General features: G+C 67.0%; 20 protein-coding genes. 15 read left to right on the forward strand and 5 right to left on the reverse strand.

The genetic code is table 11. From position 1 onward, the window contains the following. Positions 1-67 precede the first annotated feature (67 nt). The 5 genes from ACSQ9A_RS03235 to ACSQ9A_RS03255 all read left to right on the forward strand — a co-directional run bounded on the left by ACSQ9A_RS03235 (position 68) and on the right by ACSQ9A_RS03255 (position 4,465). Positions 68-553, forward strand: a complete 486-nt coding sequence (locus ACSQ9A_RS03235; protein ID WP_436302664.1) for a YiaA/YiaB family inner membrane protein — start codon at positions 68-70, stop codon at positions 551-553. Positions 554-588: 35 nt separating this feature from the next. Beyond that, positions 589-1,047 (forward strand): hypothetical protein, encoded by a 459-nt coding sequence (locus tag ACSQ9A_RS03240; protein WP_436302665.1) that lies wholly within the window; start codon positions 589-591, stop codon positions 1,045-1,047. A 68-nt stretch (positions 1,048-1,115) separates the two neighbouring features. Continuing rightward, positions 1,116-1,928, forward strand: a complete 813-nt coding sequence (locus tag ACSQ9A_RS03245) for a DUF2145 domain-containing protein (protein WP_436294493.1) — start codon at positions 1,116-1,118, stop codon at positions 1,926-1,928. Continuing rightward, positions 1,925-3,358 (forward strand): FAD-binding oxidoreductase, encoded by a 1,434-nt coding sequence (locus tag ACSQ9A_RS03250; protein WP_436302667.1) that lies wholly within the window; start codon positions 1,925-1,927, stop codon positions 3,356-3,358. The genes ACSQ9A_RS03245 and ACSQ9A_RS03250 overlap by 4 nt, the downstream gene beginning before the upstream one ends. Before the next feature lie 21 nt (positions 3,359-3,379). Further along, complete coding sequence (locus ACSQ9A_RS03255) at positions 3,380-4,465, forward strand: serine endopeptidase (RefSeq protein WP_093105245.1); 1,086 nt, start codon at positions 3,380-3,382, stop codon at positions 4,463-4,465. Here the strand turns inward: ACSQ9A_RS03255 and ACSQ9A_RS03260 are convergent. After that, a complete protein-coding gene (locus tag ACSQ9A_RS03260) occupies positions 4,438-5,208 on the reverse strand; it encodes an SDR family NAD(P)-dependent oxidoreductase (protein WP_436302668.1) in 771 nt (256 codons plus the stop codon). The two genes, ACSQ9A_RS03255 and ACSQ9A_RS03260, sit on opposite strands and share 28 nt — an antisense overlap. A gap of 119 nt (positions 5,209-5,327) precedes the next feature. Between ACSQ9A_RS03260 and ACSQ9A_RS03265 the strand changes: the two genes are divergently transcribed. Then, positions 5,328-6,245, forward strand: a complete 918-nt coding sequence (locus ACSQ9A_RS03265; RefSeq protein ID WP_436302669.1) for an aldose 1-epimerase — start codon at positions 5,328-5,330, stop codon at positions 6,243-6,245. Between the two features lie 94 nt (positions 6,246-6,339). Next, positions 6,340-6,729, forward strand: coding sequence for a hypothetical protein (locus ACSQ9A_RS03270; RefSeq protein WP_436302670.1), 390 nt, complete (start codon positions 6,340-6,342; stop codon positions 6,727-6,729). Positions 6,730-6,736: 7 nt separating this feature from the next. Here ACSQ9A_RS03270 and tgt read toward each other — a convergent pair whose 3' ends face one another. Further along, positions 6,737-7,909, reverse strand: coding sequence for a tRNA guanosine(34) transglycosylase Tgt (gene tgt / locus ACSQ9A_RS03275; RefSeq protein ID WP_436302671.1), 1,173 nt, complete (start codon positions 7,907-7,909; stop codon positions 6,737-6,739). Then, a complete protein-coding gene (gene queA, locus ACSQ9A_RS03280; RefSeq protein WP_436302672.1) occupies positions 7,903-8,946 on the reverse strand; it encodes a tRNA preQ1(34) S-adenosylmethionine ribosyltransferase-isomerase QueA in 1,044 nt (347 codons plus the stop codon). Before queA ends, tgt begins: the two co-directional genes overlap by 7 nt. Positions 8,947-9,021: 75 nt before the next feature. Here queA and recG point away from each other — a divergent pair, with 75 nt between their 5' ends. The 3 genes from recG to ACSQ9A_RS03295 all read left to right on the forward strand — a co-directional run bounded on the left by recG (position 9,022) and on the right by ACSQ9A_RS03295 (position 12,874). Next, complete coding sequence (recG, locus tag ACSQ9A_RS03285; protein ID WP_436302673.1) at positions 9,022-11,136, forward strand: ATP-dependent DNA helicase RecG; 2,115 nt, start codon at positions 9,022-9,024, stop codon at positions 11,134-11,136. A gap of 43 nt (positions 11,137-11,179) precedes the next feature. Then, a complete protein-coding gene (locus tag ACSQ9A_RS03290; protein WP_093105260.1) occupies positions 11,180-12,145 on the forward strand; it encodes a LysR substrate-binding domain-containing protein in 966 nt (321 codons plus the stop codon). A gap of 135 nt (positions 12,146-12,280) precedes the next feature. Continuing rightward, complete coding sequence (locus tag ACSQ9A_RS03295; protein ID WP_436294459.1) at positions 12,281-12,874, forward strand: Dps family protein; 594 nt, start codon at positions 12,281-12,283, stop codon at positions 12,872-12,874. A gap of 10 nt (positions 12,875-12,884) precedes the next feature. Here ACSQ9A_RS03295 and ACSQ9A_RS03300 read toward each other — a convergent pair whose 3' ends face one another. Then, entirely contained in the window at positions 12,885-15,038 is a 2,154-nt protein-coding gene (locus ACSQ9A_RS03300; RefSeq protein ID WP_436302674.1) for a TonB-dependent receptor, read from the reverse strand. 228 nt (positions 15,039-15,266) lie between these two features. Here ACSQ9A_RS03300 and ubiA point away from each other — a divergent pair, with 228 nt between their 5' ends. Continuing rightward, complete coding sequence (ubiA, locus tag ACSQ9A_RS03305) at positions 15,267-16,148, forward strand: 4-hydroxybenzoate octaprenyltransferase (protein ID WP_436302675.1); 882 nt, start codon at positions 15,267-15,269, stop codon at positions 16,146-16,148. A 12-nt stretch (positions 16,149-16,160) separates the two neighbouring features. On the opposite strand, the gene proC is transcribed toward ubiA, so the two are convergent. Further along, the gene (gene proC, locus ACSQ9A_RS03310) at positions 16,161-17,018 is read right to left on the reverse strand and encodes a pyrroline-5-carboxylate reductase (protein ID WP_093105270.1); all 858 of its coding nucleotides are present in this window, start codon (positions 17,016-17,018) and stop codon (positions 16,161-16,163) included. 351 nt (positions 17,019-17,369) lie between these two features. Between proC and rplN the strand changes: the two genes are divergently transcribed. Genes rplN through rpsN form a run of 4 tightly spaced genes read left to right on the forward strand, consistent with a single transcriptional unit; the run spans position 17,370 to position 18,934 of the window. Next, entirely contained in the window at positions 17,370-17,738 is a 369-nt protein-coding gene (rplN, locus tag ACSQ9A_RS03315; protein WP_093105273.1) for a 50S ribosomal protein L14, read from the forward strand. 13 nt (positions 17,739-17,751) lie between these two features. Further along, positions 17,752-18,069 carry a 50S ribosomal protein L24 gene (gene rplX, locus ACSQ9A_RS03320; protein ID WP_093105275.1) on the forward strand — a complete coding sequence of 106 codons (318 nt, stop codon included), beginning with the start codon at positions 17,752-17,754 and terminating at the stop codon, positions 18,067-18,069. Positions 18,070-18,080: 11 nt separating this feature from the next. Beyond that, positions 18,081-18,620, forward strand: a complete 540-nt coding sequence (gene rplE / locus ACSQ9A_RS03325; protein WP_093105278.1) for a 50S ribosomal protein L5 — start codon at positions 18,081-18,083, stop codon at positions 18,618-18,620. Positions 18,621-18,628: 8 nt separating this feature from the next. Beyond that, entirely contained in the window at positions 18,629-18,934 is a 306-nt protein-coding gene (gene rpsN, locus ACSQ9A_RS03330; protein WP_093105280.1) for a 30S ribosomal protein S14, read from the forward strand. The last annotated feature ends 2 nt before the right edge of the window (positions 18,935-18,936 follow it).

Here is an 18,936-nt window from a genome sequence, read left to right on the forward strand (position 1 = left end):
TAATTTGCGCCTCGCCGAGGAAGTGCGAACCATCATTCGCGCACCTTCACTACGCCGCGAGGCATTCATGCAACCCTTCTCTTCCACCGTTTCCATCCAACGCGACACCCGTGCCTGGCAAGTCCAGGTCTGGATCTCCTTCGGGATGGCCGTGTTCCTCTGCGCGACCGGGCTCGGCTGGCTGCCGGGGCAGGCGCTGGACCGCGCGTTCATGGTGATGGGCTACGTGTTCTGCCTCTCGGCCGCCTTCGTGCTGGCGAAGTTCGTGCGTGACAACCAGCGCGGCACCACGCCCGGTGCCGGCGACACGCCGATGTGGAAGCTGGTCGTCTGGGGCGGCTTCTTCACCGCGATGGGCCTGACCGGCTGGGGCCTGCTGCGGATGGAGATCAGCGAGACCTACAAGGCCTTTCTCGGCGTGAGCTGGCTGTTCCTGATCAGCTCGGCCTTCACGCTCGCCAAGACCCTGCGCGACCGCCATGAAGCCTATCTCGCCGAGGCGCGCCTCCAAGGCCGCCGCGAAGCCCGCGCCGAAACCGGCCAGGGCGAATGAAGCACTCCATACACCTCATCTTTCGAAAGCACATCATGAAGAAGTCCTTCGTCACGGTTCTGATGGCGGCTTGCGCCGCGATGGCGGGTGTTGCCGTCCCGCTTCACGCTCATGCACAGAGCGAAGCCTCGGCAGCGCTCTCGATGCTGCCGCTGGCCTCGGTCGTCGGCGTCGCCTCGGTGGCCGGCAGCGCGGCGAGTGCCGCGGTGGCCTTGCCCGCGGCGCTGTCGGTGGGTGGCTCGGTGCTTACGGTGGTGGCGGTAGAGGCATCGGTCGACGGTACCGTCTACCTGCTCGAACGTGCCTCCGATGGCGCCCGCGCCAGCGTCAAGGTACTGGGCCGCGCGGCCCACGGTGCCTCGGTCGTTGTCGGCACGATGGTCACGGTCAGCGTGATCGGCTCGGGCATCGTGCTGTCGGCGGCCGGCGAGGTGCTGGCCTTCGTGCCCAATGCGGTCGGCCGCGCGCTGCTCTACAACGAGAGGCTGTCATGAGGCGCGCGCCCACCAACTTCGGCCCCTACGAGATCGAGTACCGGGCCCAGGTTTCCCGCCCGCGCCGAATGCTCCGGGCCATTCTTCAGGTGTTTGCGGCGGCGGCGGCCGTGGTGCTGGCGGGGCTCTTCCTGTTTCCGCTCAACGCGCACGCCGGTCGTTCCTGTGAACAGCAGAAGCCCGGCGCGGCGGCGGTCATGAAGGGTATGCAGCTCGCCGAGCGCACGGCACAAGGGCTCGATGCAAGCGGTGCGCGGGTCGTGCTGCTGGCGCGTGCGGGGCAAGACCTGAGCAAGTACGGCCTGCGCTACTCGCATCTGGGCCTGGCCTACAAGACAGAGGCGGGAACGTGGCGCGTGGTCCACAAGCTCAACCAGTGCGGCACGGCGGTGGCAGCCATCTATCGCCAAGGGCTGGGCGAATTCTTCCTCGATGACCTCTGGCGCCATGAGGCCGCCTGGGTGATCCCGGCGCCGGCCGTGCAGGCGCAGGTGCTGGCGGCGCTCAACGAATCGCCCGCTCGCATCACGCGGCTGCACGCCGCGCCCTACAGCATCGTGAGCTACGCCTGGGGTCACAAGTACCAGCAGTCGAACCAATGGGCGATCGAGACGCTGGCTGCGGCGATGGAGCCCGGCACCATCCGCACCCGCGAGCAGGCGCAGGCCTGGCTGCAGTTCAAGGGCTACGAGCCCGGCGTGCTGAAGCTCGGGCCGCTCACGCGACTCGGCGGACGCGTGGGTTCGGCCAACGTGGCCTTCGACGACCATCCCAACGAGAAGCGCTTCTCCGATCGGATCGAAACGGTGACGGTCGATTCGGTGTTCGCCTGGCTGCCGCGGGCGGGGCTCGGCGCCGCGCCGGTGGTGCTGCGCCTATGAGCCCGGCAAGCGGCATCCTAGTATCGCGCCGCACCCTGCTCGCCGCCGCACTGATGGGGGCCGGCCTGCTGCTGGTCTCGCCCACGGAGGTCCATAGCGGAACGCTGCACCCCGTCGAGAACGTGACGCGGCTCTACACGGTGAAAGTCGAACGTGTGGTGACTCCGCGCTCGCGCGAAGCAGTTCGCAACGCGCTTCTCGAGTGGCCCGGCCTGATCGCTGTAGGCGGCGGACGCTATTCCATGGGCGGCCAGGTTGCAGTCGCAGGTGGCCTGCACATCGACATGCGTGAAATGAATCGGCTGGTCTGGCTGCGCCCCGACACGAAGACGGTGCGTGTGGAGGCCGGCATGCGCTGGCGCGACCTGCAGGATCACATCGACGCACATCAACTCTCGGTGCAGACCATGCAGAGCTATGCCAACTTCACCGTCGGCGGCTCCGTGTCGGTGAACGCTCATGGCCGGTATGTGGGCCATGGGCCGATCGGGCACTCTGTGCGAGCGCTGCAGCTGGTGCTGGCCGATGGCGAGATCGTCGAGGTCGATCGTCAGAAGCACCCGGAGCTTTTTCGCGCGGCCATCGGCGGCTACGGCGCCGTCGGCGTGATCACGGAGGTCGAGCTTGCACTGGACGACAACGTGCGGATCGAACGCACGGTCGAGGCACTGGCGCTGCGGGACTATCCGGCCTGGTTCGAGCGGGAAGTGCGGGCCGCAAACGGATTCCTCCTGCACAACGCTGACTTGGTCCCGCCCTTTTTCGACGAGGCATCGGCCGTGAGCTGGCGTCGCTCGGACAAGCCACTGACGGTGGCCGCACGACTGGTTCCGCGCGATCGGAGCTATCGGCTGGAACAGGGCATGGTCTGGGCAGTGACCGAGCTGCCGAACGGCGATGCGCTGCAGCGCAAATACATCCGCCCTGCGTTGCTCGATAGACCGGAGGTGGTCTGGCTGAACTACGAGGCGAGCCTGGACCTTCGTTCGCTGGAGCCAGCCAGCCGGCGAGCATCCACCTACGTGCTTCAGGAGTACTTCATTCCGACGCAGCACTTTCTCGTCTTTGCAACCGAGATGGCACGGATCATCCGAAAGCACCAGGCGAAAGTGCTCAATGTGTCGATCCGGCATTCGACGACCGACGAGGTGTCGATGTTGGCTTGGGCACGCGAGGAAGTGTTTTCATTCGTCGTGTACTACAAGCAGCGCACCGACTCCCAAGCCTTGGAAGATGCCGGCCGCTGGACCCGCGACATGATCGACGCTGCGCTGAAGTGCGGCGGAACCTATTACCTGCCCTATCAGCTGCATGCGACCCGGGCGCAATTTGCTGCCGCCTATCCTCAGGCTGATGCGTTCCGGGCCGTGAAGCGCGCGGTAGACCCTCAAGGACGGCTGAGCAATGCGCTGTGGCAGCGATACCTTTGAATCGAAACAGGAGCTATTGAGATGAGCAAGTCCTTGCGTTTGTCCGAAAAGTGGTTTCGCCGCGGCCTCTGGGTGGTGGCGCTGGTGTTCGCGAGCTTTCTGGTCGGGCTGGGCAGCACGATCGTCGGCGATCTGCCGCAGGTCGAGCGCACGCTGACCCTCGACGATTTCATCGACAAGGCGGCGGCCGAGCCGCTTCGCGCCACGATCCGCAACGCGCAGCGCACCGAGCAGGAGTCGACACGCGAGCGCGAGCAGGCGGAGCTAGCGCTCCTGACCGCCCAGCAGACCAGCCGGGCGGCGCGCGAGACCTTCGGCAACTGGCTCGCGACGCGGCGCGCCACTGCGCAGCCCGACCAGGACACCGAGTTGATCGCGCGCACCAAGGCGCTCGATACGCTGAAGGCCAGGGAAGACGACGCCCAGAGGGCCGTGGGCGCGCAGCGCCAGATCGCACTCGATGCGCGGCAGGCGCGCCAGAGCGCGCAGCAGAAACTCGCGCCGCTGGAAGACGAAGCGCGCAAGAAGCTCGAGGCGGAAAACCGTCGCGTCGAACTGCGCGTGTTCGGCTACCGGCTCGCGCTCACCTTGCCGCTGCTCTTGATCGCCGGCTGGCTCTTCGTGAAGAAGCGCAAGAGCACCTACTGGCCTTTCGTGTGGGGCTTCATCTACTTCGCGCTCTTCGCCTTCTTCGTCGAGCTCGTGCCCTATCTGCCGAGCTATGGCGGCTATGTGCGCTACGTGGTCGGCATCGTGGTGACCGTGCTCGTGGGGCGCTACGCCATCATCGCGCTCAACCGCTATCTCGCGCGCCAGAAGCTGGCCGAGGCGCAGCCCGACACGGTGCGCCGCAACGAGCTGAGCTACGACACCGCGCTGGCGCGGCTCGCCAAGAGTGTGTGCCCGGGCTGCGAACGGCCGGTGGACCTGAAGAACACCGAGATCGATTTCTGCCCGCATTGCGGCATCGGCCTGTTCGATCACTGCGGCGTCTGCGAAGCGCGCAAGAGCGCGTTCTCGCGCTTCTGCCACGCCTGCGGGACCGGTGCGGCTGCCGCGGCGGCGCCGGGTATTCCGCCTCAGGTCCAGCCTGCGTCCACCACGTAGTCCTGCGCGGTGCACATCTTCGAATCGTCGGCCGCGAGAAAGAGCGCCATGCTGGCGATGTCCTCGGCCATCACGCGGCCCGGCAGGCACTGAGCGGCATCGATCTGGGCCTCGGATTCGGGCTTGACCCAGAGCTTCAACTGGCGCTCGGTCATCACCCAGCCCGGCACGATCGAGTTGACGCGGATGTTGGCCTTGCCGAGGTCGCGCGCCAGCGAACGCGTGAGGCCGCGCGCGGCCGCCTTGCAGGCCTGGTAGACCGGGTAGCCGGCGCCCTTGATCATCCAGCTGATCGAGCCGAAGTTGATGATCGACCCGCCGCCCTGCGCGCGCATGTCCTCGGCCACGGCCTGCGCGGCGAAGAACTGGTGCTTGAAGTTGATCGCCACCAGCCGATCGAAGTCTTCGCTCGTGACGTCGGCCATCTCGTGGCGGCGGTCGTTGGCCGCATTGTTGAGCAGCACGCGGATCGGCCCGAAGCGCGCGCGCACCGCGGCGATGGCTGCGCCAAGCGCTGCGACGTCGGTCACGTCGCACTCGTGGAACAGCACCTCGTTTTCGCCCCGCAACCGGGCGGCAAGCGCGCAGCCCGCAGCCGCATCGATGTCGCAGAAGCCCACATGCGCGCCCTGCGCATGGAAGGCGCGCACCAGGCTTTCGCCGATGCCGGTGGCGCCGCCGGAGATGAACACGCTGCGGCCGGCGAGCGATGGATAGCAGGCGGAGGGGGGCGATGCCGTCATGAGGAGGATCCGTGCAGGAACGAAGTGCCAGTTGCGATTCTCCACGCCAACGATGGTGCGTGTCACCCGGGTGGCCGAGAATGCCGCGTTCGCATCAACGATCGAAGGCACGCACTCCCATGAACGACAACGACGAACTGGTGCATCTTGCGGCGGGCGCATTGCATCTGGTGCTGGCGCCGGAGGTCGGCGGCGCGATCGCAGCCCTCTACGATGAGCGCGACGGCCGGCGCTTCGACTGGTTGCGGCCGGCCACGGCCGATGCGCTGGCCGCACGTCATCTCCTGGCCATGGCGAGTTTTCCGCTCCTGCCCTGGTGCAATCGCCTTCGCGACGGCCGCGCGCATGTCGGCGGGCGCGACATCGCCATTGCGCCGGGCCATCCTGCGGGGCCCTCGGGCCGGCATCCGCTTCACGGCATCGGTTGGCAACGGCCATGGCAGGTGGCAGAGGCCTCGCCAACCCGCGCGGAGCTCGTGCTGAGCGTCGAGGCCGATGCCCAGTGGCCCTGGCGCTTCGAAGCCTCGCAGCTGTTCGAACTCGATGCGACGGGGCTGCGTTGCACCATCACGCTGATCAACCGCGACAGCGCCCCGATGCCGGCCGGCATCGGCCATCACCCCTACTTCATCCATCACGCGGGCACACGCCTGTCGGCGAACACCGGCGCCATGTGGCGTGGCGATGCGGAGGTGATGCCGGTCGCGCTCGAGCCGACGCAAGAGGTGGCCCGGCTGCGCGAAGGCGTGGAGCTGGCCGAGCTCGATCTGGACAACAACTTCACAGGATGGCTGCGTGAGGCCCGCATCGAATGGCCGACGGCTTCGTGCGCGCTGGCGATGGCGGCCGAGGCGCCGCTCGACTTCTTCGTCCTGTACTGCCCGAGCGGCGCGGATCATTTCTGCGCCGAGCCGGTGAGCCAGTGCACCGATGCTTTCAACCTGTGGGACCGCCATGGGCTCGGCGAAGTGGGCGGCACGGTCCTCGCGCCCGGGGCCTCGCTTTCAGGGCGCTGGTCGCTGCTGCCGCAGCGCTGACGCGGGCACTCCCGCGTGCGGCGTATGGCTTCCGGCGTGTTCTCGCGCGAGCGGGTTCTGGCTACGCTCGATGCCTTTGATTCAGAGCACGATCATGTTCAGGAACCTCATTCGCCGCCATGCCGCCGCAGGTCTTTACGTCGCGTCGGTCGCTGCTGCCTTGCTGTCGGCGGCGAGCCTCGTGACCCATGCGCAGGAGCCGGCGACCTTCCGTCTCTTCAAGGTGGTTTCGCCGCGCGACGACATCGTGGTCGGCATCGAGGCGGCTCAGCTCGGCGCCGGCAGCACGCCGGAAGTGCAGCGCTTCGCGGCGCTCCTGGCGGACAAGAGTCCCTTGACGGTGTGGCAGTACGCGTCGCAAAAGGATGCGGGCGGCGCGCTGGTGCAGGCGCCGCTGCGGCAGGTCGCGCTGTTCAAGAACGAGCTGCTGCGCATCGAGCCCTACACGACGCCGCTGCCCATCAAGGTGCCTGGCGCCAAGTAGGCGCATCCTAGACGCCGCGGGCCCGGTCGGCCTTGAACTGCGCGCGGAACTGCGTGTAGGTGCCGGCATCGAGCGCCGCGCGGATCTCGCGCATCAGATTTAGGTAGTAGTGCAGGTTGTGGATGGTCGTGAGCATCGGGCCCAGCATCTCGCCGCAGCGGTCGAGATGGTGCAGGTAGGCGCGGCTGAAGCCGTCGCGGCCGCCTTCGTTCCACGACACGCCTGATGCGCCGGCGCAGGCATGGCAGCTGCAGCTCGCATCGATCGGCTGCGGGTCGCTCTTGTGGCGCGCATTGCGCATCTTGAGGTCGCCGAAGCGCGTGAACAGCGTGCCGTTGCGCGCATTGCGCGTCGGCATCACGCAGTCGAACATGTCGACGCCCTGTGCCACGCCCTCGACCAGGTCCTCCGGCGTGCCCACGCCCATCAGGTAGCGCGGCTTGTGCGCCGGCAGCCGGTGCGGCGTGTGCGCCATGATGCGCAGCATCTCGTCCTTGGGTTCGCCGACGCTCACGCCGCCGATCGCGTAGCCGGGAAAGTCCATCTCGACGAGCTGGGCCAGCGACTCTTCGCGCAGGTTCTCGTACATGCCGCCCTGCACGATGCCGAAGAGCGCGTTGGGGTTCTCGAGCCGCGCGAACTCCGCCTGGCAGCGGCGCGCCCAGCGCAGGCTGAGCTCCATAGAACTGCGCGCCTCGGCCTCGGTCGTGAGGTGGCCCTGGGTGTCGTAGGGCGTGCACTCGTCGAACTGCATGACGATGTCGCTGTTGAGAATGGTCTGGATCTGCATCGAGACCTCCGGCGTGAGGAAGAGCTTGTCGCCGTTGACCGGCGACGCGAACTTCACGCCCTCCTCGCTGATCTTGCGCATCGCACCCAGCGACCAGACCTGGAAGCCGCCCGAGTCGGTGAGGATGGGCTTGTCCCATTTCTCGAACTGGTGGAGGCCGCCGAAGCTCGCCATCACGTCCAGGCCGGGACGCATCCAGAGATGGAAGGTGTTGCCGAGGATGATTTGGGCGCCCATCTCCTCGAGGCTGCGCGGCATCACGCCCTTGACGGTGCCGTAGGTGCCCACGGGCATGAAGATCGGAGTTTGCACCACGCCGTGGTTCAGCGAGAGCGTGCCGCGGCGCGCATGGCTCGCGGGGTCGGTGGCGAGGAGTTCGAAGTTCAGCATGGTTGTCTCGAAAGAAGCATCGCGTCGCCGTAGCTGAAGAAGCGGTAGCGCTCGCGGATCGCGTGGGCATAGAGCGCCATCACGCGCTCGTAGCCCGCGAAGGCGCTCACCAGCATCATGAGCGTGCTCTTGGGCAGGTGGAAGTTGGTGACCAGCAGGTCGACGTGTTCGAAGGCGAAGCCCGGCGTGATGAAGATGCGCGTGTCGCCCGCCGCTTCGCCGCTCTTGGCCCACGATTCGAGCGTGCGCACGGTGGTGGTTCCGACCGCGACGATGCGGCCGCCGCGCGCCCTGGTTTCGGCGATGGCGCGTTGCGTCGTCTCGGGCACCTCGTAGCGCTCTGCATGCATCGTGTGATCGGCGATGTTCTCGGTCTTCACCGGCTGAAAGGTGCCGGCGCCGACGTGCAGCGTGACGTTGGCGCGCTGCACGCCGCGCGCCTCGAGCTCGGCCAGCAGCGCCTCGTCGAAGTGCAGCGCCGCGGTCGGCGCGGCGACCGCACCCGGCACGCGTGCGAACACGGTCTGGTAGCGGCGCTCGTCGTCCTGCGAGTCGGCGTGTTCGATGTACGGCGGCAAGGGCACGTGGCCGCAGCGGGCCATCAGCGCATAGGGGTCTTCACCGGCGGCGCTGTCGAAGCGGAAGCGGAACAGCGCGCCGTTCTCGTCGGGCCAGCGGCCGAGCAGCGTCGCCCGGAACTCGCCGGCCATCGCCAGCGCGGTGCCGGCCGGCGGCTTCTTGCTGACCTTCATGTGCGCGACGACTTCGTTGCCTTGCAGCACGCGCTCCACCAGCAGCTCGAGCTTGCCGCCGGTGGGTTTTTCGCCGAAGAGGCGCGCCTTGACGACGCGCGTGTCGTTGAAGACCAGCAGATCGCCGGCGCGCAACTGCGAGGGCAGGTCCTTGAAGATGCGGCCGATGGGTGGATCGACCGTGCCGTCGAGCAGTCTCGAGGCGCTGCGCTCGGCGGCGGGATGCTGGGCCACCAGTTCGGGCGGCAGGTCGAAATCGAAATCGGAAAGCGTGAAGGCGCGCATGGTGCTTGAGGGCCGGACGGGCCCGTGCCAAGGAGGCGGAGGAAGAGGCGGCGAAGAGCCGGGCAGAATTGTCCCATGCCCGCCGCCGCCAAGTCGTCTCCACCGGAAAAGCCCGCAGCAGCACCGGCGCCAGCGCCCGGCGCGGGCCTGAGCCCGGTGCAGCGCGCGCTGCGCAAGCTCGGGCTCCTGCGTGACATCGATTTCGCGCTGTACCTGCCGATGCGCTACGAGGACGAGACGCGCATCGTGCGGCTGGCCGACACGCGCGACGGCGACACGGCCCAGATCGAGGCCGTGGTGAGGGATTGCGAAGTCGTGTTCAGGCCGCGCCGTCAGCTGATCGTGACGGTGGACGACGGCAGCGACACCTGCCAGCTGCGCTTCTTCAACTTCTATCCCTCGCAGCAGAAGCAGCTCGCGGTCGGCGCGCGGGTGCGGGTGCGCGGTGAGGTGCGCGGCGGTTTCGTCGGGCGGCAGATGATGCATCCGACGGTCAAGGCCGCGGGCACCGAGCTGCCGCAGGCGTTGACGCCGGTGTACTCGACGATCGCGGGGCTGGCCCAGCCGATGCTGCGGCGCGAAGTGCGCTCCGGCTTGGCGCGGGCGGTGCTCGACGAGACCATTCCGCCGGCGCTCGCGCCGTCGGGCGCATGGGAACTGCGCCGGGCGTTGAGCTTTCTCCACTACCCGGCGCCCGACGTGGCGATGGCCACGCTGGAAGACCACAGCCACCCCGCCTGGCAGCGGCTCAAGGCCGACGAACTGCTGGCGCAGCAGCTCTCGCAACTGCAGGCGCGCCGGGCCCGCGCGGCGCAGCGCGCGCCGGTGCTTTCGGCGGCGGCTTCCGGTGACTCGCTGTACAAGGAACTGCTGGCCACGCTGCCCTTTGCATTGACCGGCGCACAGCATCGGGTCGGCGAGGAGATCACGCACGACCTCGCTCGCGACGTCCCGATGCACCGCCTGCTGCAGGGCGACGTGGGCTCCGGCAAGACCGTGGTGGCGGCGCTGGCCGCCGCGCGCTGCATCGATGCCGGCTACCAGTGCGCACTGATGGCGCCCACCGAGATCCTCGCGGCGCAGCACTTCGGCAAGCTGGTCGGCTGGCTCGACCCCTTGCTGGCCGAGCGCGGCCTGCGTGTCGCCTGGCTCACCGGCAGCCAGAAGAAGAAGGAGCGCGACGCGATGTCGGCCGCGGTCGAGAACGGCGAGGCCGCGCTCGTGATCGGCACGCACGCGGTGATCTCGGAGAAGGTGCGCTTCGACAAGCTCGCGCTGGCGATCATCGACGAGCAGCACCGCTTCGGCGTTGCGCAGCGCCTGGCCCTGCGCGGCAAGGCCGTCGGCGACCTCGAACCACACCTGCTGATGATGAGTGCCACCCCAATCCCGCGCACGCTCGCGATGAGCTACTACGCCGACCTCGACGTCTCCACGCTCGACGAGCTGCCGCCGGGCCGCACGCCGATCGTGACCAGGCTGGTGGCCGATCACCGGCGCGACGAGGTCATCGATCGCATCCGCGCCCAGCTTGCGCAAGGGCGGCAGGTCTACTGGGTCTGCCCGCTGATCGAAGAAAGCGAGGCGGTCGATTTGCGCAACGCGACCGAAACGCGTGACGAGCTGGCCGCCGCACTCGGCGCGCAGGTCAGCGTGGGGCTGCTGCACTCGCGCATGCCGACAGCCGAGAAGCAGGCGGTGATGGAGAGCTTCACGGCCAATCGCCTGCAGGTGCTGGTCAGCACCACGGTGATCGAGGTCGGCGTCGACGTGCCCAATGCCTCGCTGATGGTGATCGAGCATGCCGAGCGCTTCGGGCTTTCGCAGCTGCATCAGCTGCGCGGGCGTGTCGGACGTGGCGCGGCCGCTTCGGCCTGCGTGCTGCTCTATGCGCCGAACGAAGGCGGCCGGGTCGGCGAGGCGGCGCGCGCGCGGCTCAAGGCGATGGCCGAAACCAGCGACGGCTTCGAGATCGCACGGCGCGACCTCGAGATCCGCGGGCCCGGCGAATTCCTCGGCGCGCGGCAGTCGGGCGCGCCGCTCCTGCGCTTTGCCGACCTGAGCACCGATGTGTTGCTGCTCGATTGGGCGCGGGCGCTGGCGCCGCGCATGCTCGACCGCCATCCGGAACTCGCAATCAAGCATGTCGACCGCTGGCTCGGCAGCAAGGCGGAGTACCTCAAAGCCTGAATTCGGCAGAGGTCGCAGCGTCTGCGCATAATTGACGCAGGCTATGACTCTCACCGAACTCAAATACATCGTTGCAGTCGCGCGTGAGCGGCATTTCGGCAAGGCGGCCGAGGCCTGCTACGTGTCGCAGCCCACCTTGTCGGTCGCGATCAAGAAGCTGGAAGACGAACTCGAGGTCAAGCTTTTCGAGCGCAGCGCGGGCGAGGTCACGGTCACGCCGCTGGGCGAGCAGATCGTGCAGCAGGCCCAGAGCGTGCTCGACCAGGCCGCGAGCATCAAGGAGATTGCCAAGCGCGGCAAGGACCCGCTGTCGGGGCCGCTCAACCTGGGCGTGATCTACACCATCGGCCCGTACCTGCTGCCCGACCTGGTGCGCCAGAACATCGCGCGCACCCCCCAGATGCCGCTGGTGCTGCAGGAGAACTTCACCGTCAAGCTGCTCGAGATGCTGCGCGCCGGCGAGATCGACTGCGCGATCATGGCCGAGCCCTTTCCCGACACCGGCCTGGCGATGGCAGCGCTCTACGACGAGCCCTTCATGGCGGCCGTGCCCGTCCATCATCCGCTGGCGGAGCGCGAATCCGTGAGCTCCGACGAGCTCAAAAAAGAGACCATGCTGCTGCTCGGCACCGGCCACTGTTTTCGCGACCACGTGCTCGAGGTCTGCCCCGAGTTCGCGCGCTTCTCAAGCAATGCCGAGGGCATCCGCAAGAGCTTCGAGGGCTCGTCGCTCGAAACCATCAAGCACATGGTGGCGGCCGGCATGGGCGTGACGCTGGTGCCACGCCTGTCGGTGCCGAACGGTGCGCTCAAGTCCAAGGCCAAGGGCCGCGGCAAGGAGCCCGAGCAGATCGTGCGTTACCTCCCCGTGCGCGACGAGCAGGGCGGCGAGCCGACGCGCCGCGTGGTGCTGGCCTGGCGCCGCAGCTTCACGCGCTACGAGGCCATCGCGGCGCTGCGCAACGCGATCTACGCCTGCGAGCTGCCGGGCGTCAAACGACTCTCGTAGGACTTGCTGTCATCGGCCTACGCGTTCGACCCCGGCCGAGGGCAATCGCTGCGATAGAGTTCGGCTGTTGCGAAGCCCGCCCTTGGCTTCTAAAGTTTCTGACCGCCATCCAACCTTGAAGAAAGAACTCGCGCCATGGCCAAAGTCGTGAAGAAATCCAAGTCCCCGATCTCCGCTGCACCCTCGGCCTCCGCCGGCAAAGTGCCCAAGAAGGGCGGCGCCGTGGTGGCCCTGGAGTCGGGCAGCCGCAATGCGCCGATCATCAACATCGGCATCGAGCGTCAGGACCGCGCCGCCATCGCCGAAGGCCTGAGCCGCGTGCTGGCCGACACCTACACGCTCTACCTCACCACGCACAATTTCCACTGGAACGTGACCGGCCCGCACTTCAACTCGCTGCATGCGATGTTCATGGCGCAGTACACGGAGCTCTGGGGTTCGACCGACGTCATTGCCGAGCGCATCCGCGCCCTGGGTCATTACGCGCCGGGCTCGTATGCCGAGTTCAGCAAGATCGCGACCGTGCCCGACGTGCCGAAAGATCCGCCGAAGGCGATGGAGATGGTGCGCATCCTGGTCAAGGGCCACGAGACAGTTTCGCGCATCGCGCGCGAGTTCATCCCGGTGGCCGAGGAGGCCGGCGACGACCCGACCGCCGACATGCTCACCGCGCGTTGCACGGTGCACGACCAGACGGCCTGGATGCTGCGTTCGCTGCTCGAGGACTGATCCGCCCCGATCAGAACTTGGCGCGCAGGGTCAGCTGCAGTTCGCGCGGCGGACCCGGAATGATCAGGTTGTCGACGCTGCCGTGGGCCGAGATGTAGTGCTTCTTGTCGAAGATGTTCTTCAGGTTCAGCGCCAACTCGTAGCGATCCGTCTTGTAGCTGCCCGCCAGGTCGGCCGTCATGTAGCCTGGCAGGGCCACCAGGTTGGTCAGGGAGGCGTAGCGCGCGGCCACGTAGTTCAGGCCGCCGCCCGCGCTGAAGCCCTGGCCCAGGTCCTTCATGAGCCAGACGAAGGCCGAGTGCCGCGGCGTGAGCGGTGCGACCTTGCCCTGGACCGGGATGGGTGCACCGACCGGCAGTTGCAGTGAACTGACGGTGGCCACCGACTTGACCATCCGCCCGTCCAGGTAGGCATAGCCCGCGCTCACGTCCCAGCGCCCCGGCAGCTTGCCGGCGAGCGTGAGTTCCAGTCCGTTGGTGCGCTGCGTGCCCACGTTGATCTGCCGCGCCGGATTGGCCGGATCGCTGTTCTTGATGCCCGAGCGCTCCAGGTTGAAGGCCGCGGCCGTGAAGCTGAGCGCACCGTCCAGGAAGTCCAGCTTGGCGCCGATCTCCTTGTTGACCGTGATCTCGGGTGCGTTGTCCGCGTTGCTGGCCGAGAGCGCGAAGGTTTCCGCCGAGGGCTGGAAGGAGCGGCTGTGCGACAGGTAGTAGGACTGCGCCTCGCCGGGCTGCCACACCAGGCCGGCGCGCGGGCTGAACTTCTTGTCGGTGCGCGTCAGGGGCGGGAGACTGCGCTCGAACGAGGTCTCCTGGTCGAACACGTCGTAGCGCCCGCCGACCAGCGCCTTCCATTGCGGCGCCAGCGTGATCTGGTTCTGCGCGTACAGCGCAGAGGTTTTGAAGGTGGAGTTACTGGGAATCGCGCTCGTCGCCAGATAGTTGGCGAGCGGGATGGGTGGCGGAACAGCGACAGGATTGAAGATGCTGACGCGCTGAAAACCGACGGCCGAGGACACGGAATAGGCGCGCTTGTCCTGCACGCCGAACTCCGTGCCGACGAGCCATTCCTGCTTGAAGCCGCCGATGTCGTTGCGCCACGTCAAGTCGGTCTGGTTGAACCAGCCGCTCTCGTCCCGATCGACGAAGCCGCGGGTGCGGCCCACGGTCAGGCGCACGGGGTCGGTGGTGCCGCTGGGCAGCGTGTTGTAGCGATCCAGGTGGTAGCTGGAGTAGCGCGTCGTGTTGCGCAGGTTCAGTTCATCGCTGAAACGATGGTTCAGCGTGGCGGTGAAAGACTGGACCTTGGAGGTGCTCGTGTCGTCGCGCTTGGCCAGGGCGGAGCCGTAGTAGGTGCCGATCGGCACGTCGACCGGCCGGCCGTTGAGCGCCGGGATGCCGAAATCCGTCAGCCGCTGGTCGTGGGCGTTGGTGTATTGCAGCAGCAGGTCGGTCTGCGGGCTGAACTTCATCGCGAGCGAGGGCGCGATGCTGTAGCGGTCGATGAACTGCTGGTCGCGGTAGCTGCCCGACTTCTCGCGGGCGACGTTGAGTCGGAACGCCATGTTCTCGCCGATGGGCGTGTTGAGGTCCGCGGTCGCGCGCTTGAAGTCGTGGCTTCCCAGGCCGAGCGACACCTCGCCGAAGGACTCTCCGAATACCGGCTTCTTCGTGACGCGGTTGATCAGGCCGCCCGACGACCCGCGGCCGTAGAGCACTGCGGCCGGTCCCTTGAGCACCTCGATGCGCTCGGTATCCGACAGGTCGCGGAAGTACAGCGCGTCGTCGCGCACACCATCCACGAACCAGTCGGCGATGGCGGTGAAGCCGCGGATGACCACCTGGTCGCGCTGGCCGTCGCCGCTGCTGAAGGAGACGCCCGGCGCATTGCGCAACGCATCCTGCATCGAGGTGACGCCTTGATCGCGCAGCAATTGCGCCGGCAGCACGTTGACGGCTTGCGGTATGTCGCGCAGCGGTGCGCTGCCCTTGGTGGCGGTGCTGCTGGCGGCCGGGGCGTACCCGGCGTCTTGCTCCGTGCTGACCGTGATTTCCTTCAGCGTGTTGTTCTGGGCCTGCGCCGTGCAATGCAGCAAGGCGAGCGCGGCAGCGGTCAGGGGCAGATGGCGCAGGCGTGGGCGCAGCGCGCGTGGGCGTAGAGACATGGATTTCCTTCAGGGCAAGAACCGGATCGCGAAGCGCCACGCGGCTCGCCATCGAAGCGATGACTAAACCGGATGTGCCCTGCCTGGAAATGTCTGGGTTGGGTGCCTTTTGCGCGGAAGTCCTGGCGCTGGGCCGGGCTCGATGCAAAGGGTGATCGCGTCGCGCGAACCGCCGGATTCTAGTGTGGCAAACGAGGGCGTCTATTTGGCGTGACGCAAAATCGGCCCATGTCCGCATCCACTGCTGCCGCGCCGCGCGGCCGCCTCTCGCTCTACCTGGACCTGATCCGCTGGAATCGTCCCGCCGGTTGGCTGCTGCTGCTGTGGCCGTCGCTCGGCGCCCTGTGGTTTGCCGCCGGAGGCTGGCCGGGCTGGCACCTGCTCACCGTGTTCGTGCTGGGCACCATCCTCATGCGCAGCGCCGGCTGCTGCGTCAACGACGTGGCCGATCGCGATTTCGACCGCCATGTCAAGCGCACCGCCCAGCGGCCCGTCACCAGCGGCGCCATCTCGGTCAAGGAGGCGCTCGCCGTGGGGGCGGTGCTCGCGCTGGCCGCCTTTGCGCTGGTGCTCACGACCAACCGCGTCACCGTGCTGTGGTCGTTCGCGGCCTTGGCTGTGACCCTGATCTATCCGTATGCCAAGCGCTTCGTGTCGATTCCGCAGGCGGTGCTGGGCATCGCATTCAGCTTCGGCATCCCGATGGCCTTCGCGGCCGTGCAGTCCAGCGTGCCGGCTTTCGCGTGGTGGCTGCTGGCGGGCAACCTGTTCTGGGTGCTGGCCTACGACACCGAGTACGCGATGGTTGATCGCGACGACGACCTGAGGATCGGCATGAAGACCTCGGCCATCACCTTCGGCCGCTTCGATGTTGCGGCCGTGATGGCGAGCTACGCGATCTTTCTGGCGGTGTGGGCCGCGGCCGGCGCGAGCGAGGCCCTGGGCCCCGCCTTCTTCGCCGCCATCGGCATCGCGGCGGCGCAGGCGCTGTGGCATTGGCGGCTGATTCGCGACCGCACGCGTGACGGCTGCTTCAAGGCCTTCCGGCTCAACCACTGGCTGGGCTTCACCGTGTTTGCCGGTGTCGTGGCCGGCTACGCGCTGCGCTGAAGCCGCGCTGCCTCAATCGCGGCCGAATTCCTTGGCGAGTTCGCCGGCGCGCTGGTGTGCGGCGCGGATCGCGGCCTTGAACTTCGCCTTGACGTCCGCGCTCTCGAGCGAGCTGATCGCTGCATAGGTGGTGCCGCCCTTGGAGGTCACGCGCTCGCGCAGCACCGCGGGCGGCTCGCTCGCATTGCCGGCCAGGGCCGATGCGCCGCTGAAGGTGCCCACGGCGAGGCGATGCGCCTGCTCGGGCGAGAGGCCCAGCTCGACGCCGGCCTCCGTCATGGCCTCGATGAAATAGAAGACATAAGCGGGGCCCGAGCCCGAGACCGCGGTCACGGCATCGAGCGCGCCTTCGGCATCGACCCACAGCAGGTCGCCGGTGGCATCCAGCACCTGCTCGGCCAGCTTGCGGCCGGCGGCATCGACCGCCGGGCGCGCGAACAGGCCGGTCATGCCCTGGCCGACCAGGGCCGGCGTATTGGGCATGGCACGCACCACGCGCTCCGTGGCCAGCCAGCGCGCGATGCTGTCGGAGGGGATGCCCGCCGCGACGCTGAGATGCAGCGCCTCGCTCGCCAGAGCGCGGACCGGTCGCGCGGCCTCCGCAAAGCTCTGCGGCTTGACGGCCCAGACCACGACGGCGCAACGCGCGAGAGCGGCACCGGCCTCGGGTTGGGCGGTGATGCCAAAGTCGTGCAGGAGCCGTGCGCGGGCTTCGGCAAAAGGTTCGACCACTTCGAAGGTCTCTGCAGGGACGTCCCGCTTGATGAGCCCGCCGATGATGGCGCTGGCCATGTTGCCGCCGCCGATGAATCCGATCGGCGGCAAAGGGGTCGGTTCCCGGCGGGGCAGGAAGGTGACTGCGATGTTCATGACTTATTCCGTGACACTCAACGATGGCCCAGCGCTCTCGCGGCAGCGGCCGGACCGAAATTGTCGCCGCTCGCCAGTGCCCGGCAATGCAGAAGCAGGCAGTTTTTGAAAGCGCGCGCTCACATCTAAAAATAATCGCTGAGTGTTGTGCAGCGTCACGGATTGGCCGGTTGACAGTACTCATAGGCCGTGCAACAATCGCGGGCTTCGCTTTTCAAAAGGCGAAGCTTCTGCCCAACGGAGGCGCATCAAAGTGGTTTTGATGCGCGGACGACGGGCCCAAGACTGACCGCAGAGCCTTCGCAGGGAAATCCTGGGGAGATGAGCGGTACAAGTTGGGAACTACTAGACATGATCCAAACTGAATCCCGGCTCGATGTGGCCGACAACACGGGCGCGAAATCCGTCCTGTGTATCAAGGTGCTCGGCGGCTCCAAGCGGCGTTATGCCAGCGTGGGCGACGTCATCAAGGTCAGCATCAAGGAAGCCGCTCCGCGTGGTCGCGTCAAGAAGGGCGAGATCTACAGCGCAGTGGTGGTCCGTACCGCCAAGGGCATCCGTCGCAGCGACGGTTCGCTCGTCAAGTTCGACGGCAATGCCGCCGTTCTGCTCAACGCCAAGCTGGAGCCCATCGGCACCCGCATCTTCGGACCGGTCACGCGCGAACTGCGCACCGAGAAGTTCATGAAGATCGTGTCGCTGGCCCCCGAAGTTCTGTAAGGACAACAACGCCATGAACAAGATTCGCAAAGGCGACCAGGTCATCGTGTTGGCCGGGCGCGACAAGGGCAAGCGCGGCACGGTGTCGCTGCGCAAGGACGACTCGCACCTGATCGTCGACGGCATCAATCTGGTCAAGAAGCACACCAAGCCGAACCCGCTCAAGGGCACGACCGGTGGCATCGTCGAGAAGGCCATGCCGATTCACCAATCCAACGTGGCGATCTTCAATGCCGCGACCGGCAAGGCCGATCGCGTGGGCATCAAGGTCACGGACGGCAAGCGCGTGCGCGTCTTCAAGTCCAGCGGCGACGAAATCAAGACCGCCTAAGGGGTACTTACATGGCACGTCTCCAACAACACTATCGCGAAAAAGTCGCGAAAGACCTGACCGAAAAGTTCGGCTACAAGTCGCCGATGCAGGTTCCGCGTCTGACCAAGATCACGCTCAACATGGGTGTGGGCGAAGCGGTCGCCGACAAGAAGGTCCTCGACAACGCCGTCGCCGACCTGACCAAGATCGCCGGCCAGAAGCCGGTCGTGACCAAGTCGAAGAAGGCGATCGCCGGCTTCAAGATTCGTGAGAACCAGCCGATCGGCTGCATGGTCACGCTGCGCGGCGTGCAGATGTATGAGTTCCTGGACCGTTTCGTGACCGTGGCTCTGCCGCGCGTGCGCGACTTCCGCGGCATTTCCGGCCGTGCGTTCGACGGCCGTGGCAACTACAACATCGGCGTGAAAGAGCAGATCATTTTCCCCGAGATCGAATACGACAAGGTCGATGCCCTGCGCGGTCTCAATATCAGCATCACGACGACGGCCAAGACCGACGAAGAGGCCAAGGCGCTTCTCGCGGGCTTCCGTTTCCCGTTCAAGAACTGAGGTGATTTGTGGCTAAAGTAGCTTTGATCGAGCGCGAACTCAAGCGCGACAAACTGGTCGCAAAGTACGCCGCCAAGCACGCGGAACTGAAGGCGATCGCCAACGACGCGAAGAAGAGCGACGAAGAGCGCGCAGCCGCCCGCCTGGGCCTGCAGAAGCTCCCGCGCAACGCCAACCCGACGCGCCAGCGCAACCGCTGCGAAATCACCGGCCGCCCGCGCGGCACCTTCCGCCAATTCGGTCTGGCCCGCGCCAAGATCCGTGAACTGGCTTTCGCTGGCGACATCCCCGGTGTCACCAAGGCCAGCTGGTAAGC

The sequence above is a fragment of the Variovorax sp. LjRoot290 genome (genome assembly GCF_964253985.1).
Taxonomy (GTDB): domain Bacteria; phylum Pseudomonadota; class Gammaproteobacteria; order Burkholderiales; family Burkholderiaceae_C; genus Variovorax.